Origin of the sequence: Neobacillus niacini (assembly GCF_030817695.1) — a bacterium.
In the GTDB taxonomy this organism is placed as follows: Bacteria; Bacillota; Bacilli; order Bacillales; family Cytobacillaceae; genus Neobacillus; species Neobacillus niacini_F.
In genome coordinates this window covers 353484-369338 of the sequence record NZ_JAUSZQ010000003.1, presented here as the reverse complement: position 1 = coordinate 369338, position 15855 = coordinate 353484, and the positions used below count along the sequence as shown (strand labels likewise).

The following is a 15855-nucleotide window of genomic DNA, read 5'->3' as shown; positions in this document are numbered from 1 at the left end:
TCTTTTATTTAGCATTCGAATAGCGGTTAAACATCTTTTCTAGATTCTTAAGATAAACATCCATATTTTGATCATAGTAAAACTGTGCCGTATGCTTTCGAAACTCGGATTCTGCAGCAGTCCCTCCTGCCCAGTAATGATTTGGCCAATTTACCACTTGCCCGCTTGCAATTTTTGCTCTTATTAAATGACCTTCTTTATGGGTGTTTGTAACCCCTTTAACAGCACTAATCGAACCTTCAAAACTGGAAATTCTTTGGGCATTTTCCTTTTTTATTAAAAACGATAAAAACGCTTTCGCTTCTTCAGGATGTTTCGTATCAGCTGAAATGGCAAAGCCGATATCAACTCCACCCAATACATTTTGATCCGTTTGATTCGATACTGGAAACGGAAAAATGCCATAATTTAAATAAGGATTCGACTTTTCGATCATCGTTAACGCCCATGTTCCCATAATGTACATAGAACCTTCACCGTTTGCAAATTTTTTATTTACATCATAATAGCTGTCTTCAAAAGAGTTTGGCTGCACATATGACAGCACTGTAAGGGTTTTTTCTAATATTTTTCTCCACCTTGGATCAGATACAATTGAAAACTCATCCTTTTCCCAATAACTCGTTTCGAATTCATTTGCGACTAAGTTTAGATTAAAAATACTCGCCTGGTTCACATCTTTGTTAGGCATGACTAAAGCTGTTTTTCCATTAGACTTTAACTCTCCCAAAACTTGAACAAACGAATTCCAACTGTTAGGAACAGATAAATTTAATTCCTCGAAATGATCCTTATTATATAGAACTCCTACCGCATTTTGCGTTAAGGCAGCACCGTACATCTTTCCATTTATAAGATAACGATTTTGGATAGTGGGTTGGATATTTTTAATGAAGGGTTCATTTGATAAATCAAGCAGATAACCTTTTTCAGCTCTTACTTTATAATCTTGTTCAATCGGATAAGTAATAAAAAGATCTGGAATATCACCTCTTGCAATTCTTGCTTTTAACACTGTCATCGGTTCAGGTACAATGACCTGATTAATCGTAACGTTAGGATGCAGCTTTTCAAACTCTTGAATAAGTTCATTAAAGACCACTTCTGTTTCAGGTTTCGGTGAAAAAAATTCTAGTTCAATCTTATCTTCTTCTAGGAGAGATTGATCTAATTCATTTCCTGTACATCCGGCTAACAAGAGAATAATAAGAATGGGACTGATAGAAAGAAATCGCTTCATATACCCTCCTATATAATTTCTGACTAATATTTTGTCTATCCATTATATACTATAAATCTCACTGTTTTGCTAACCAATATCTCCTTTTTCCAATTTCAGCTATCCTTAAATAAAATATTTATAATGGATTTTCACTATACGCTTTCCACAACCTAGGAAACCTTTTACTTAGCCCCTCTTCATCCTCTTCATTCCAATCCAATTCAAGTTCAGGTAATACATAATCATCTTTTGCCAAATGAGTATATAACTTGTAATACTCCTCATCATCATGGCCCGTTTTCTCTTCGTATGCCAAACTTGCTATAGATGACAATTCTTCTAATTGGGGAATTTTATCTTGCTCTTCCAACAGCTTGAAGTAGGGAAGGAGTGTTTCAGGATTTTCTATGGCAGCTTCGTACTCCTCTTTTCCAATGTAGAGTGCCCATGCTCTAAAATAATCAAAGCAATCATCTGAACAGCCTCCCATAACGATATAACCAGCTGCCCACAAACTGGAGGTGTACGACTTACGGTAATACTGATTGAATATAGAATTAAACATAATAATGTCTTTTACAGGTCTCTTTGACAGATGAGTCACTAACCACTCCATTTGCTCATCAATATCTTCTCCATTTTGCTTGCACATCTCCAGCAATTCCCAAAACAGAGTCTCAGTCATTTCGCTTTCCTTTATTAGCTGGCAGGTCGCCTCTGCTACTATATATCCTTTCTTTAATTTGGATTTAATTAGCTTTTCACTTTCGTTTTGGCAGGCTTCTACAGAGTGAAACTCTTTTGTTTTCACTGCCCCTACAGTACCAATCTTCCCATACGTAACTGTAAATGATTTTCCCTTAACGGATAATTTCCAGAATTTATTAAATGTACCATTGTTATAGACTAATAGAGTTTCCAAAGCAATTCACTCCTAAATACTTTTCTATCTATTTGTTAATCAAACGTTTGATTAGTTTTAGAAACCAGATGTGCGATGGCTTCCCGCCTCTTAATCAATCGTTTGATTAGTTTACCACCCGATTTAATTAAACGTTTGATTAGTATTTTCTATCCCTATATACCAATGCTTCCACCGTTTAATCAACGTTCGATTAGTTGTAAGCTTTTCCTAGCTGCAGCTTAGTAATATCATCGATACCACTTAGGCTTATTACAATTTAATTGTGTTATTAGCAAGAACATCGAAGTATTTTAATCACCTCTAGTGTTGCTCTTATAGCGACCTTATTATAGTCTGAGACATATCGGTCGGGCGAATAAAACAGAAAGAACTAAAACCTTCAGGCTCTAGTTCTTTAGCTGTATTTCCATATTTATAATGTCTACTTTTGGGATTGCAACGCACAGGCACCGCGATGTTAAGCAATTCCTTGTTGTTGTTTTTGTTTGGCCTCTATTTCGAATTTTTTAATGTCTAATCGAAGTAAGATCGAGACAAGGAATGCGACAATAATTAATGCTGTAAATACATAGAAGACTGGGATGTAGCTTTCTGTTCTTTCTCTAATTTGTGATACTAATAGTGGACCTAAAATACCGCCTAACGACCATGTTGTTAATAAATAGCCATGAATGGCACCAAGCTGCTTGGTTCCGAATAAATCTCCGATGAATGCAGGGAGGTTTGAGAAGCCGCCGCCATAACAGCTCACAACAATTAAAATTAGTGCTTGGAACAATAATACATTTGTTGTATTCGGAAGTGTTAAAAAAGCGATTAACTGCAGGATAAAGAACGTCATGAATACAGTATTTCGGCCGATATAATCGGAAATGGCTGCCCAGCCAAGTCTTCCGCCGCCGTTAAAAATTCCCATGACCCCTACCATCGCAGCTGCTCCAGCTGCTGATAATCCAACTACTTCTTGAGCCATAGGAGAAGCGACAGAAATCATCATAATACCAGCGGTAGTATTAATAAGCATCATTGTCCATAGCATCCAAAAACGCTTTGTTTTCACAGCTTGTTTTGCAGTTAATTGAGACAAATCTTTTTTAACGACTTTTTTACCAGCTGCAATATCTTTTTTCAACCCATGTGGCATCCAGCCTTTAGGCGGGGGTGCGATATAGGAAGCGCCTAGTACCATAAGTACAAAATAACTGATCCCTAAAATATAAAAATTCATTTGAATGCCGATCGATTCCATGAGGCTAGCTGCCACCGGAGCTGTAATCATAGCTCCCGTACCAAAGCCCAGGACGGCCATACCAGTTGCTAACCCTCTACGGTCAGGGAACCATTTAACGAGTGTCGACACTGGTGAGATGTAGCCAAGACCCATTCCTAACCCACTTGCTAATCCATAGGTAAGAAGGAAAAGAACGAGTGAATCGACCGCAACGGCAACACCGGCACCAGCTTGGCCAGCTCCAAAAAGTATCGCTGCAAGGATCGCTGATTTTCTTGGACCATTGCGTTCAACAAAATTGCCAAAGAAAGCTGCTGCGATCCCTGCGAGCGCCATCATAATCGTAAAGGATAACGTAATTCCTGTCTTTGACCAGCCCATTGCCTCATGAATGGGATTTGTATAGACACTGTATGCGTATGCAGCACCAATGGAAAGGTGGATCGCAATTGCCGATAAAGCGATCAACCACCTGTTTTTACTAGTTTTCATGTATTTCCTCCTTTGATTATATGGTAGTTTTTAAACATCTCGGCTCACGAATAGAAGGGTGGACCTATCCATTCATGAGCAGCCACAGATTCCTACTAGTCTTCCATTGTAGATAAATCACCTGTCGGAAGGTCCAGCTCCCAAGCCTTTAACACTCTTCTCATAATTTTACCGCTTCTCGTTTTTGGCAATTTATCTTTAAATTCAATTTCTCTTGGAGCAGCATGTGCAGCCAATCCTTTTTTTACAAAGTTACGGATATCTTCTTGAAGTTCAGCGCTTTGCTCATATCCGTCTCGTAACGCAATAAATGCTTTAATAATTTCCCCGCGTACAGGATCTGGTTTTCCAATGACCCCAGCCTCAGCTATAGCTGGATGTTCAAGAAGTTTGCTTTCGATTTCAAAAGGTCCGACACGTTCACCTGATGTCATGATTACATCGTCGATACGTCCTTGGAACCAGAAATATCCCTCTTCATCCATGTAGGCCGAGTCTCCCGAAACATACCAATCTCCTGCAAGAAAATAGGATTCATATTTCTCCATGTTATTCCAGATTGCTCTCATCATTGATGGCCAGCCTTTTTTGATCGCTAGATTGCCCATTCGGTTTGGAGGCAGGACGTTCCCTTCGTCATCGACAATCGCAGCTTCGACCCCTGGAATTGGTTTGCCCATGGAACCTGGTTTCATTTCCATGGAAGGATAGTTACAAATGAGCTGAGATCCCGTTTCTGTCATCCACCATGTATCATGGATTCTCAAGTTCGTGACTTTTATTCCCCAGCGGATTACTTCAGGATTTAGCGGCTCACCTACACTAACGACATGTCGCAATGAAGAAAGATTGTAGTTTTTAATAAGTTCATCTCCAGCTCCCATTAACATTCGGAAAGCTGTCGGAGCACTATACCATACGGTTACGTTATAATTTTCGAGAGTCTGATACCAATCAGAGGGGCTAAATCGTCCACCACGGATGACGTTTGACACACCCGCAAGCCAAGGCGCAAAAACTCCATAAGTGGTTCCTGTTACCCAGCCCGGGTCGGCGGTACACCAGTAGACATCATCGTCTTTTAGATCGAGGACCCATTTAGCAGTTTGGTAATGTTGGATCATCGCGTTGTGTACGTGTAAAACGCCTTTAGGCTTTCCTGTTGAACCGGATGTATAATGAAGGATCATTCCATCTTCACGGTCAACCCATTTAACATCGAGCGTAGCGCTTGCTTGTTCAAAGTTTTTAGTAAAATCTATGTACGTTTCATCTTCTTTCACATCTTCTCCAACGATAACAACTTTCTCAAGATTAGGAAGTTCGTTAACTGGGACACGTTTGAGCAATTCAGAGGTTGTGACAAGGACTTTTGCGCTGCTGTCTTCAAGGCGATCCTTTACAGCCCCTTCCATAAAAGCTTCAAATAATGGCCCAGCAATGGCACCAAGCTTTATTGTTCCTAGTAAAACGAAATAGAGTTCTGGAGAGCGAGGCATAAAGATGAACACTCGATTACCTTTGTTTACGCCAATATTTTTTAAAACATTTCCAGCTTTATTCGAGTAATCTTTCATTTCTTTAAACGTATATTGTTCTTTTCTGTATTGATCTGAATAATAGAGAGCCACTTTGTTGGCTTTTTCTGTCTTGGCGTGGCGGTCGATGGCTTCATGCGCGATGTTAACAAGGCCGGTTGCGTGCCAAGAAAAATTTTGTTCTACTTGAGACCATTGGAATGAGTTGTACACTTCATCATAATTTTTTAAGTTGTAATGATCCGTTTTTGCAGAAAGAGTTTGTGTTGTCATTTTGAATATCCTCCTCAGAAATTTTATTGGTTTTTATTGTGTAATTTGAAGCGCTTTCATTCTCGTTGTATAATAAAAAAGTGATACAGGGAAATATTAGTAACACTGTTATAAAATGCTTCCTCAATATTCCAATAATTCTATCTATTCTAAAAATATATAGTAGATTGATTACTTTGTGACAAAAAAGTGACAAACCATAATATTCCATGACAGAATACAAATACATGCGATAAAACAAAAAATAAATAGATATTTTGAAATGGGGGAAGAGAAACCATGGCAAGAAATGTTGTTCATCAATTTTCGAAGTTCATTGAAGATTGGGTTCCAGCAGAGGCTTCTATCGCAATTGCAGGTGGAGATAAGTATGTATCGTACATCCCCGGGAGTCATGATATTCAAATTAGGCAAGGTCAGCCTGTTCCTTTGGGGAGTATTACGGAGCGTGTGTATTCACAGAAACGTCGAGTTGAATCGATGGTTGATGAATCCGTTTTTGGTATTCCTTATTATGGAGTTGGTTACCCGCTTGAGGATGCAGAAACAGGTTTTAGCGGGGCTTTAACCGTTATTCTGCCGCCGGAATATTCGTTTAAAAAGCACAAACCGCTTTCTTTTATCATCGGTAGAAAAGATGACCTGTGGATTCCGATCTCTATTGAACAGGTGATATATATAGAAAGTAAAGAAAAAAAAACTTTCATTTATACAGAGGATGGCTGTTATAATTCAAAATTCCCTCTTAAAACACTGGAACAACGAATACCAGACACGTTTATCCGAATTCATCGCTCTTATATCGTAAATATTTCTTCGATTAAACACATCTCCCGTGACCTGATATCCAATTTAGAGGTCACATTAAAAGGATCAGAGGGTACCGTCCTTCCGGTAAGCCAGAGCTACGTTCAGTACGTTCGAAAAAACTTAGGATTTTGAGGTGTGGTGTCTAGTGCAGTAATTACATAAAAGTACTATAAATAGAGTAGGCACATGAAAAATTTCATGCGCCTCTCGCAGGTGTGTACGTGCGTTATTCCTGGGTGTTCATCAGTTCCACGAGCTCGGTGTAGCCAGAATCCTCTGCATAGGTAATAGCAGACATCCCTTCCTCATTTTCAAAATTAGGATCTGCACCTGCCTCTAATAGTAACTGCACCATCTCTTTGTTTTCCATAAAAACAGCCCCCATTAATGGTGTGTAACCATAATTATCCGGTAAGTTAGGATGGCCCCATTCTTTAGTCCTGGACAGATCTCTCAATTCCTACATCCTCCACTAATTTAGAAAAAAATGACCAAGATTATTTTGAATAATTTTCAAAATAAAACTCGGCCATTACGAACATTTCAAATCTTTGTCTTTACTTTATCCTTGTTCTTGCGATTTTTAACTTCTTCCATTTTTGTGTAAAAGCTTTCTTCTACATCGATTCCAAAATAATTATAAAATTTAAGCATGTAAGCCAGACAGTCTGATAACTCCTTGCCCATGTTTTCTTTAATCTGATTCTTAGCTAATTCAAATGCCTGTTCTTCGTCCATACCCTTTTCGACATAGGAAGCCGTTAGATTAAATGCCTTTCGCAGCTCCTCCGCAACTTCGGCAACCTCCGTCGTTAGCAGCATGTAATTATTTAAAAGAGAGCCTCGACTCTTAGCATAGCTCTCCTCAGAAATTTCCCATCCCATTTCTTCTTGATACTGTTTCGCAAAAGTTTGTAATTCTTTCATGATAGTCCTTTCCGTCATTTGACCACTAAATTTGTTAATCAAACGTTTGATTAGTTTTTCTATCCCTTTGACCAACACGTCCATTTGATAAATCAACGTTCGGTTAGTTATAGCTTTTCATAGCTGCAGCTTAGCAGTATCATCGATACCTCTTAGGCGTATTACAATTTAATTGTTTTATTAACTGTTTGAATAGTGCTGATTTCCTTAGATAATGCTTCTCCCATTTTATCTCCACACTTCTCACTACATATAGGAAAAATACCATCCATCCCTTGTTTATCTGCTTCAGAATTTTCACCAGGAACAATCATTGGAACACTTGTATTTCTTGACTCAAGATGTATATGTACCATTCTTCCATCGGAATCAGAAATCTTCTTCTCTTCAACAAACTTTACATTCAGCCCATAAACTGGTTTAGCATTCTTAAACTTTTTCATACACCAAGAACATCGCAGCATTTTAATCACCTATCATTAATAATTTTCCAAATATTCACTATTAAATAGTATAGCAAAAACATGCTGGCCACAATCATCACGGTAGAATATTTGAATGAAATTTAAATTTATTTATGTCCAAGCCATTATCCTGTTAAAAGAATCTAATTTAAAAAAGTGATATTATTATGATTATAGATATCATTAGGAGGCTATCATGAAAAAACTTGTAAAAGTAGTTGCTGCAATTATTGAAAATGAAAATAATGAAATCTTATGTGCACTTAGATCTCCAGAAATGTCAATTCCTAATATGTGGGAGTTCCCAGGCGGGAAAGTGGAAGCGAATGAAGATATTTACTCAGCGCTTGAAAGAGAAATAGATGAGGAATTAGGTTGCAAGATTGAAACAACAAAAGAAGTCTTTAACGACAACACACATGAATACGAAACCTTTATCATTAATTTAATTTCGATTAAATGCAAAGTAGTTGAAGGTACTCCAACTCCGGGTGAACATTCCAAGTTAATCTGGTTAAAAAGAGAAAATCTTAAATCACTCGTGTGGGCACCAGCAGATATTCCCGCTGTTGAGCAGTTAATTCAAGAAAAATAGTCTTCTCACATGAGAAGACTAAACCTTTTTTTGTAAACTCTGTATATAAACTTGCCGGTACTTCATTCTCTAATTCCATCCATACCGTAATTGGCTTATCCCCTTCAAACTTGACTGAATTCCCTTTACCGATATAAATATAGGGCTCCGTCTTCCCATCAATCTCTTTATACTTTCGTTCATATCTACTAATAAAATCTTGATCCGCAACCTCACTCATACTCCAAAGATAATCATATTCCTTTTAAACATCCTGGATAAATCGGCCATTCTCTTTAGTGATGATTTCGACATTCCATTCAATATTACTCTTCAAAGCACTTTGGGTAATGTTCGAGGAACCAATAATCACCTTATAGCTATCTTTATACTCAAAAATGTATGCTTTTGTATGGAACCCGATCTCTTTATCTGTAACAAAAACCTTTACATCCACATTAGTAAACTCTCTAATCTTTTCTAATGCCTTTGCATCAGTGAAATTAAGATAAGTGGACGTAATGATTTTCCCTTTGACTCCCTTTTCCTCCGCTTCTTTTAAGGGATCAAGCAAAAGCTGCAGGCCGCTAAAATTAATAAAGGCTACACTAAAATAGAACCGCTCGCACTCGTTCATAGATCTCACTAATTCTCTTAATAAATTCCCTTTATCGGAATTCACAATTTACTTCTTTTCGACCGTATCCATTGACTTTCCCCTGACTATCTTTGTTAATGTTATTTTTTGGATATATAAAAATTGTACAATATATGGGGAGAAATAAAAAGATCCTCAATTCGAGGACAAGGTGAAAATTAGATCTATAAATTATTTATTTGCCAATCAATTTCCCTGCTACCTATTTCCCTCAAAAACATATTGGCTTTGGAAAATGGCCGGCTGCCAAAGAAGCCATTATGGGCAGAAAATGGGCTCGGGTGAGGGGATTTAATAATGTAGTGGTGAGAGGAGGTAATTAAATGTTGTTTTTGCTGTGCGAAATTACCCCACAGGATGAATATGACAGGTGTCTCCCTTTGATTCAATATTTCTATGACTCTATTGGTGAACAACTCCCAACCGATACCTTTATGAGAGTTTGCCTTTCCAGCTTGCACAGTCAGTACTGCATTTAACATCAAAACCCCCTGTTTGGCCCATTCTACTAGGTAACCATGATTAGGAATAGAGCAACCCACATCCTCTTGAACCTCTTTATAAATATTGCGTAATGATGGAGGGATCTTCACTCCCGGTTTAACAGAAAAACTTAATCCATGAGCTTGTCCAGGACCATGATAAGGATCTTGGCCGATAATAACTACTTTCGTATCTTTATAGGAAGTATAGTGCAGCGCATTAAAAATATCCTGTTGATCAGGATATATGACCTTTGTTTGGTATTCCTCCAGTAGTTTTTTCCTTAATTGTTGATAATATGGTTTCTCAAATTCCTCCTCCAATAAAGGCGCCCAATCATTTTTTAAAATTGCCATTCTCTTTCACACTCTTTTCTAGATTGTTAATTTAATTATAAATATATAAAAAAACTTTGCACCAAAAAAATCAAACAGTGCCTAGCAATGTTTGCATTAAGAATGGGGTTGCATGCCTATAATCTACCAAAAATTAGTTCGACATTTGTAAGATTCTTTTCTATTCGAAGAAGTACACAATTCTGTAACAATTTTTAGCATACCACCATGTCCTTTTACCCCCTAATTCCATATATAGAGGGTAGAAAGGGTGGTGCATTTTTATGAATTTGAAATCTGGCAGAATTGAAGGGTTTGAAGGGTATTCTCAGTTTAAAAGTGTGAAAGAGTTTAATACACATGTGGAGATTTGGTTAGCGGTGAAGAAGCAGGATTTCTCGAAGGGGGAATTGGTCGGGTTGAAACGGCTAGTTCGTTTTTCTGCAAAGGTTCCAGGGGTTTGTAATGCAAAGATTGGTACATTGCTAAAGGCGATTAATGAAGATTATCAAGGTAATGGAATCTCCCGCTCTACTTTTAAACGGATGATCATCAAAGCGAAGGATTTATGAATCCTCACCATCTATGAAACTGAACGAAAAAATGGTTCACAGTCGAGCAATCTTTACAGCTTTAATCGTTTCCCACAAAGTGAACCACCCAAGGCGAAAAAATTGGACCAGCCTAAAGAAACTAATAATCTTTTAAAAACAAATAATCAAAAGAATACTAAACGTAACGAAGCGCCGATTGAAATTGATCACACCTTTGTTAGTGATAAAGTTCCACAGGCATTTGTTCAGCTTGTAAAATACTTTTTCACTGACGCGAAAACCATCGATGACTACTGGCATATGGTACAAGTCGCTGCTTTTCGATTTGAATGTGACCATACCACAGAGGACGTTCTCTCTATTGCTATTAAGTCATTTAAGCAGCTAGTCCGTAAGTTGAAATCTACCAAACTGGTTGTAAAACCGATTGCCTTCTTTTATGGAATCTTAACCAACAAATTTAAAGAACTCTATCTCAATCAATTGTCTGAAATCAGGAATGAAAATAAGCCCTGGCGCTATGTACTCGAAACAGGCGAAGTTATGTACTATGATTGGCTGTACGGAAATTAAGCTTAATAGGAGTAAAATAATAAAAGATTTTACAATCCGTAATTGAAATGGCTCTACCGCTGTCTCTTTTTATTAGCGTGCTTATTATATTAACAAATACAAATCCTTGTTCCATTTAGGTCACATTAACTTAATTCATAACAAGGTTGCTAACTATTCTTCTAATCAATCGTTTGATTAAAACTGGCTTAAACCCTTTTACTAAACGAAATTTTGGTTGTTTTTAAGAATTTTTTGTCGAGGATTAGACCACTATTTTAAGGCTAGACAAATAATAAGTTCCCATAAAATTCACCCTTCAAAATAGGATCTTAAATTAAGTATCAAAGTTTAGTTCCATACTTTACTTACAAAGACATTAATGCAAAAAAAGGCGCATGACCCCCATTGCGTTACACATTAACGCAATGGGAGTCATACACTTCCTTTTGTGAACAGTGCCTGGCACTGTTCGCATTTTCATCTACTATTTGTCCTGTAACCGCTTTCTAATTGAATTGAGTTATTAAGCTAAATGATTATGCACAGTCATTGTAAAGCATGCATTGGCGACTCGGCTAAGTCTTACCAAGCAGGATTTCCACCTGCTAAATTGCGCAACCTTGCTTGGTCGGACCGAAAGTTGAGTTAATAACAAATCAAAAAATTATAAGAATCATGCTACACCAGCGAAGCTGTCACCACCCGTAGGTTTTAAAATTAAAAATTGATAGTGTTCTCTGGTTCCGCTTGCTTTCCTTCTATTTTCTTCTTACCTTTTGAATTGCCTTCCTTCACTTTCTCTTCCCAAAAATCAGCACCTTTAATCCCGAGTTTAATAGGGTCGAAGACTGGTTCAATGCCTGCTTTCTTCTGTTCTTCATAATCTTTAAACACTTTTAAGGCTGTTTTAGTTAGTAATAGAATAGCGACTAAGTTAAGCCAGGCCATGCTTCCGAAACCAAAGTCACCGAGTGCCCATAGTAGGGATGCGTTTTCGACACTTCCAATGTAGATCATTCCTAAGAAAAGAATCATTAAGCCTACTTTAAACCCTTTTAAATTTCTATTTCTACCAAGGTAAAAAAGGGTTGTTTCAGAAATATAGTAATAAGCCATCAGAGTTGTAAAAGCAAAGAAGAAGATAGCAATAGCAACAAACAAACTGCCAAATCCAGGGATAACACTTTCAACAGCCGCCTGTGTCCACATTGGTCCAGCTTCAACACCTGGGATTTTGTCAACAATCGGCTGCTGTCCTTCTGGCGTAACGCTGTACATGCCTGTGATTAGAATCATAAGTGCAGTAGCTGTACAAACAACGAGTGTATCAATATAAACAGAGAATGCTTGAACAAGACCTTGTTTTGCTGGATGGGATACAGCAGCAGCGGCTGAACTATAGGTTCCTTCCCCTACACCAGCAACGTTGGAAAATACCGCTCTCTTAACACCCCATGCAATCGCTGCACCGATCATACCGCCAAACATTTCATTTGCTCCAAATGCACTTGAAATAATTAACCCAAACATTGCTGGAATTTCTGATGCATTAGCAATTAAAAGAACGAAGGTGACAATCACATACCCTAAAGCCATAAAAGGTACAACTTTATCCGCAACAGAAGCGATTCGCTTAACACCGCCAAAAATAATGATGGCAAGTAATGCAACAAGGATAAGGCCGGTAATGCTTTTATTGAGACCCATTGTGTTTTCAAATCCAACAGCAATCGTGTTAGCCTGAATACCTGGAACTAATATTCCATAACACAGTGTAACGACAATCGCAACAAACACCCCGAACCACTTCATATTTAAACCTTTTTCAATAAAATAAGGAGTTCCGCCTCGGTATTGGTTACCATCTTTTACTTTATAGACCTGAGCGAGAGTCGATTCAACAAAAGCACTTGCTCCTCCTAATAAAGCCATGATCCACATCCAGAAAACCGCTCCCGGACCGCCAAATGCAATCGCAGTAGCAACCCCGGCGATATTTCCAATACCGACCCGGCCGGCTAGAGCCATACAAAACGCCTGGAAAGAGGACACACCAGATTCCGGTTCACCCTTATCAAAAAGAAGCTTAATCATTTCCTTAAAATATCTAATTTGTACAAAACGCGTTATTATGGAAAAGAACAATCCAGCACCAAGTGCAAACGCTACTAATCCCAGACTCCAAACCATACCCGACGCTTTATTCACCAATTCTTCCATCTTAAACCCCCTCCGCAAACTCCAAGTTATTTCCATCTCTGGTTTTATCCACAACATTAGCAATTTTCAGATAAAATAAGGGTGTGGAATGGGACATGGGACAGACCCGTTGTCCCACTCCCATCCGATTAGTAAACGAGATTTATCCCATTGTCCTTATAATAAATCATCCTGCTTGATGTTAACAAATACACTTTTCACTTCCGTATAGTTTTGTAAGCCATAATCTCCACCCATTTCGCGGCCGATTCCTGATTGTTTGTAGCCACCGAAAGGCATTGTTTCCCATTCAAGACCAAAATCATTGATCCAGACTGTACCTGCTTGCAGCTTGCTTGCAATGTAATGGCCCTTTTTCATACTTTCTGTCCAGATACTTGCAGCTAAGCCATAGTCACTATCGTTTGCCCGTTTAATTACCTCTTCAATCGTGTCGAAAACAAAAATCGACATGACTGGACCAAATATTTCCTCACGAGCAATCACCATATGATCTTCTACATCAGCAAAAATAGTTGGCTGAACAAAATATCCTTTTTCGAAGGCTTTTTCGCCGCCAGCCACAACACGTGCTCCTTCTTTTTTTCCTTGTTCAATATAACTAAGAACAGTTTGATGCTGTTTAGCTGAAACGAGTGGGCCCATTTCTGTTTCAGGATCCATACCCGGTCCAACCTTCAGGGAATTTGCTCGTTCTGCTAAAGCTTCTACGACACGGCCATAAATGTTTCGCTGTACAAATACACGTGTACAAGCACTACAATTTTGCCCATGATTGTACATCGTTCCGTTAAAGGCCCCTTCAATTGCTTCTTCGAGATTGGCATCCTCTAAAATAATAGCTGGTGATTTTCCGCCAAGCTCTAGCGTAACGCCTTTCATTTGATCTGCAGCCTTTTTCATGACTTCTTTTCCGACAGCCGTTGAACCAGTAAATGCTACTTTATCAACATCTTTATGGGTGATGATTGCTTCTCCTGCAATTCTTCCTGTTCCTGGCACAATATTCACAACACCGTCTGGAAAACCAGCTTCTTTAAATAACTTTCCTACGTATAGAAGAGATAACGGTGTTTCAGTTGCTGGCTTAATAACAATCGTACAGCCAACAGCAAGTGCGGATCCGAGCTTCCATGCTGCCATGGCAAGCGGGAAGTTCCATGGAATAATTTGACCTACAACGCCAACTGGCTCATGAACAGTATAGGTTACATAATCCTTTGAAATCTGAGTTGTCTTACCAAATATTTTCGTAGCCCATCCGGCATAGTATCTAAAATGCTGAATGGTTCCATCGACGTCGTCGGCAAGAGCGACATGATATGGTTTTCCATTATCCAATGATTCCAGCTGAGCAAGCTCTTCTCGGTTCTCTTCTAAGAGATCGGCAAATTTATAAATTAGATGAGAGCGCTCAGCCGCATCCATTTTTGTCCATTCACCCTCATCAAATGCCTTTCTTGCAGCAGCTACTGCAACATTGATATCTTCCTCTACCGCTTCACTTACTTCCACAATGACCTCTTCATTTGCAGGATTAACGACGGAAAACGTTTTACCTCCAATCGATGGAACATATTTACCATTTATAAATAGTCCTTTTACACCTTCTAAAAATTCCTGCACCTTTGGTTTCAATATATAATTCGTCGCTTGCATGTTCTCTCTCCTTCACTATTAGATATTTACTGTTTCTAAACTTGCAAGAAGGTCTTTTAGCTTTTGATCTTCCTCTGGTGATAGACCTAAACGAGGGTAACGAGCAGGGCCTCCAGCCTGGCCAGTTAATTCCATGGCTCTCTTCACAATTTGCACATACTTTCCGGATCCTTCAAGGAACGCACAAAGCGGTAAAATACGATCATTGATTGCCCATGCTTCTTCTAACTTACCGTTTTGGAAATGGTTATACATGTCTGTAACAAGTTTTGGCACGATATTTCCTGCAACAGAAATCCAGCCAGTTGCTCCAACTAAGTAAGACTCCATTACAAGTTCTTCAGCGCCGCAAAATACTTCAAAGTCTCCCTTGCCTTTTCTTGCAAGATCTCTTACCTTGCCAATTTCACCGCTTGATTCCTTAATGTGAGTCACATTTTCACAATCCTTACCAATCTGTAACATTAAATCTGTGCTCATATTAACGCCAGAAGTAAATGGGTTGTTATAAAACATGATTGGTAGATTAACAGCACTAGATACTTCTTTGAAATGATGATAGATTTCATTTTCCTTCGGCTTCATGTAATAAGGGTTAATGATTAGGGAACAATCAGCCCCATGTGCTTCAGCCTGCTTAGTATACTCGATTGTTTCTTTTGTTGTTTCAGCAGCAGTACCAACAATAACAGGGATGCGGCCGTTTACTTCCTTCATGACGGTTTCTACCATTTGGAATTTTTCTTCTTTTGATAGACTAACAAATTCACCAGTACTCCCATTGATTACGATACCTGCCACACCTTGGTTCACGAAGTAATTAACATTATTTTTTACTCCACCCCAATCGATTTCTTGCTCCTGTGTCATTGGCGTAATTAATACTGGATAAGCTCCTCTAATTGTAGTCATTGTATTTTCCTCCTAATATTTAA

16 protein-coding genes are annotated in these 15855 nt (G+C 38.5%); 4 read left to right on the top strand and 12 right to left on the bottom strand.

From position 1 onward, the window contains the following. Nucleotides 1–4: 4 nt before the first annotated feature. From QFZ28_RS25300 to acsA, 4 genes are all read right to left on the bottom strand, one after another. Nucleotides 5–1240, bottom strand: a complete 1236-nt coding sequence (locus QFZ28_RS25300) for an ABC transporter substrate-binding protein (RefSeq protein WP_307197390.1) — start codon at nt 1238–1240, stop codon at nt 5–7. Between the two features lie 118 nt (nt 1241–1358). Next, nucleotides 1359–2144, bottom strand: a complete 786-nt coding sequence (locus QFZ28_RS25295; RefSeq protein ID WP_307197389.1) for a DUF4240 domain-containing protein — start codon at nt 2142–2144, stop codon at nt 1359–1361. A 460-nt stretch (nt 2145–2604) separates the two neighbouring features. Beyond that, on the bottom strand, nt 2605–3870 hold the full coding sequence (locus QFZ28_RS25290; protein ID WP_307197388.1) for an L-lactate MFS transporter: 1266 nt from the start codon (nt 3868–3870) through the stop codon (nt 2605–2607). Between the two features lie 95 nt (nt 3871–3965). Continuing rightward, complete coding sequence (acsA, locus tag QFZ28_RS25285) at nt 3966–5681, bottom strand: acetate--CoA ligase (RefSeq protein ID WP_307197387.1); 1716 nt, start codon at nt 5679–5681, stop codon at nt 3966–3968. A 279-nt stretch (nt 5682–5960) separates the two neighbouring features. Between acsA and QFZ28_RS25280 the strand changes: the two genes are divergently transcribed. Continuing rightward, complete coding sequence (locus QFZ28_RS25280) at nt 5961–6623, top strand: LytTR family DNA-binding domain-containing protein (RefSeq protein WP_307197386.1); 663 nt, start codon at nt 5961–5963, stop codon at nt 6621–6623. A gap of 94 nt (nt 6624–6717) precedes the next feature. Here the strand turns inward: QFZ28_RS25280 and QFZ28_RS25275 are convergent, their stop codons facing one another. The 3 genes from QFZ28_RS25275 to QFZ28_RS25265 form a co-directional block, all read right to left on the bottom strand. Further along, a complete protein-coding gene (locus tag QFZ28_RS25275; protein ID WP_307197385.1) occupies nt 6718–6948 on the bottom strand; it encodes an ankyrin repeat domain-containing protein in 231 nt (76 codons plus the stop codon). Nucleotides 6949–7034: 86 nt separating this feature from the next. After that, nucleotides 7035–7502, bottom strand: a complete 468-nt coding sequence (locus QFZ28_RS25270; RefSeq protein ID WP_307197384.1) for a MazG nucleotide pyrophosphohydrolase domain-containing protein — start codon at nt 7500–7502, stop codon at nt 7035–7037. A gap of 77 nt (nt 7503–7579) precedes the next feature. After that, the gene (locus tag QFZ28_RS25265; protein ID WP_307197383.1) at nt 7580–7882 is read right to left on the bottom strand and encodes a hypothetical protein; all 303 of its coding nucleotides are present in this window, start codon (nt 7880–7882) and stop codon (nt 7580–7582) included. Between the two features lie 196 nt (nt 7883–8078). Between QFZ28_RS25265 and QFZ28_RS25260 the strand changes: the two genes are divergently transcribed. Beyond that, nucleotides 8079–8477 carry a (deoxy)nucleoside triphosphate pyrophosphohydrolase gene (locus tag QFZ28_RS25260; protein WP_307197382.1) on the top strand — a complete coding sequence of 133 codons (399 nt, stop codon included), beginning with the start codon at nt 8079–8081 and terminating at the stop codon, nt 8475–8477. 244 nt (nt 8478–8721) lie between these two features. Here QFZ28_RS25260 and QFZ28_RS25255 read toward each other — a convergent pair whose 3' ends face one another. Both QFZ28_RS25255 and QFZ28_RS25250 read right to left on the bottom strand, forming a co-directional pair. Then, nucleotides 8722–9093: a phospholipase D-like domain-containing protein gene (locus tag QFZ28_RS25255; RefSeq protein ID WP_307197381.1), complete on the bottom strand. Its 372-nt coding sequence runs from the start codon at nt 9091–9093 to the stop codon at nt 8722–8724. 185 nt (nt 9094–9278) lie between these two features. Beyond that, nucleotides 9279–9953 carry a uracil-DNA glycosylase gene (locus QFZ28_RS25250; protein ID WP_307197380.1) on the bottom strand — a complete coding sequence of 225 codons (675 nt, stop codon included), beginning with the start codon at nt 9951–9953 and terminating at the stop codon, nt 9279–9281. 263 nt (nt 9954–10216) lie between these two features. Between QFZ28_RS25250 and QFZ28_RS25245 the strand changes: the two genes are divergently transcribed. Both QFZ28_RS25245 and QFZ28_RS25240 read left to right on the top strand, forming a co-directional pair. After that, a complete protein-coding gene (locus QFZ28_RS25245; protein ID WP_307197379.1) occupies nt 10217–10504 on the top strand; it encodes a hypothetical protein in 288 nt (95 codons plus the stop codon). A 102-nt stretch (nt 10505–10606) separates the two neighbouring features. Then, nucleotides 10607–11059, top strand: a complete 453-nt coding sequence (locus QFZ28_RS25240; protein ID WP_307197378.1) for a hypothetical protein — start codon at nt 10607–10609, stop codon at nt 11057–11059. A 699-nt stretch (nt 11060–11758) separates the two neighbouring features. Here QFZ28_RS25240 and QFZ28_RS25235 read toward each other — a convergent pair. The 3 genes from QFZ28_RS25235 to dapA form a co-directional block, all read right to left on the bottom strand. Then, nucleotides 11759–13261, bottom strand: coding sequence for an alanine/glycine:cation symporter family protein (locus QFZ28_RS25235; protein ID WP_307197377.1), 1503 nt, complete (start codon nt 13259–13261; stop codon nt 11759–11761). Between the two features lie 156 nt (nt 13262–13417). Further along, nucleotides 13418–14920, bottom strand: coding sequence for an aldehyde dehydrogenase family protein (locus QFZ28_RS25230; protein ID WP_307197376.1), 1503 nt, complete (start codon nt 14918–14920; stop codon nt 13418–13420). 18 nt (nt 14921–14938) lie between these two features. Continuing rightward, complete coding sequence (gene dapA / locus QFZ28_RS25225; protein ID WP_307197375.1) at nt 14939–15832, bottom strand: 4-hydroxy-tetrahydrodipicolinate synthase; 894 nt, start codon at nt 15830–15832, stop codon at nt 14939–14941. Nucleotides 15833–15855 lie beyond the last annotated feature (23 nt).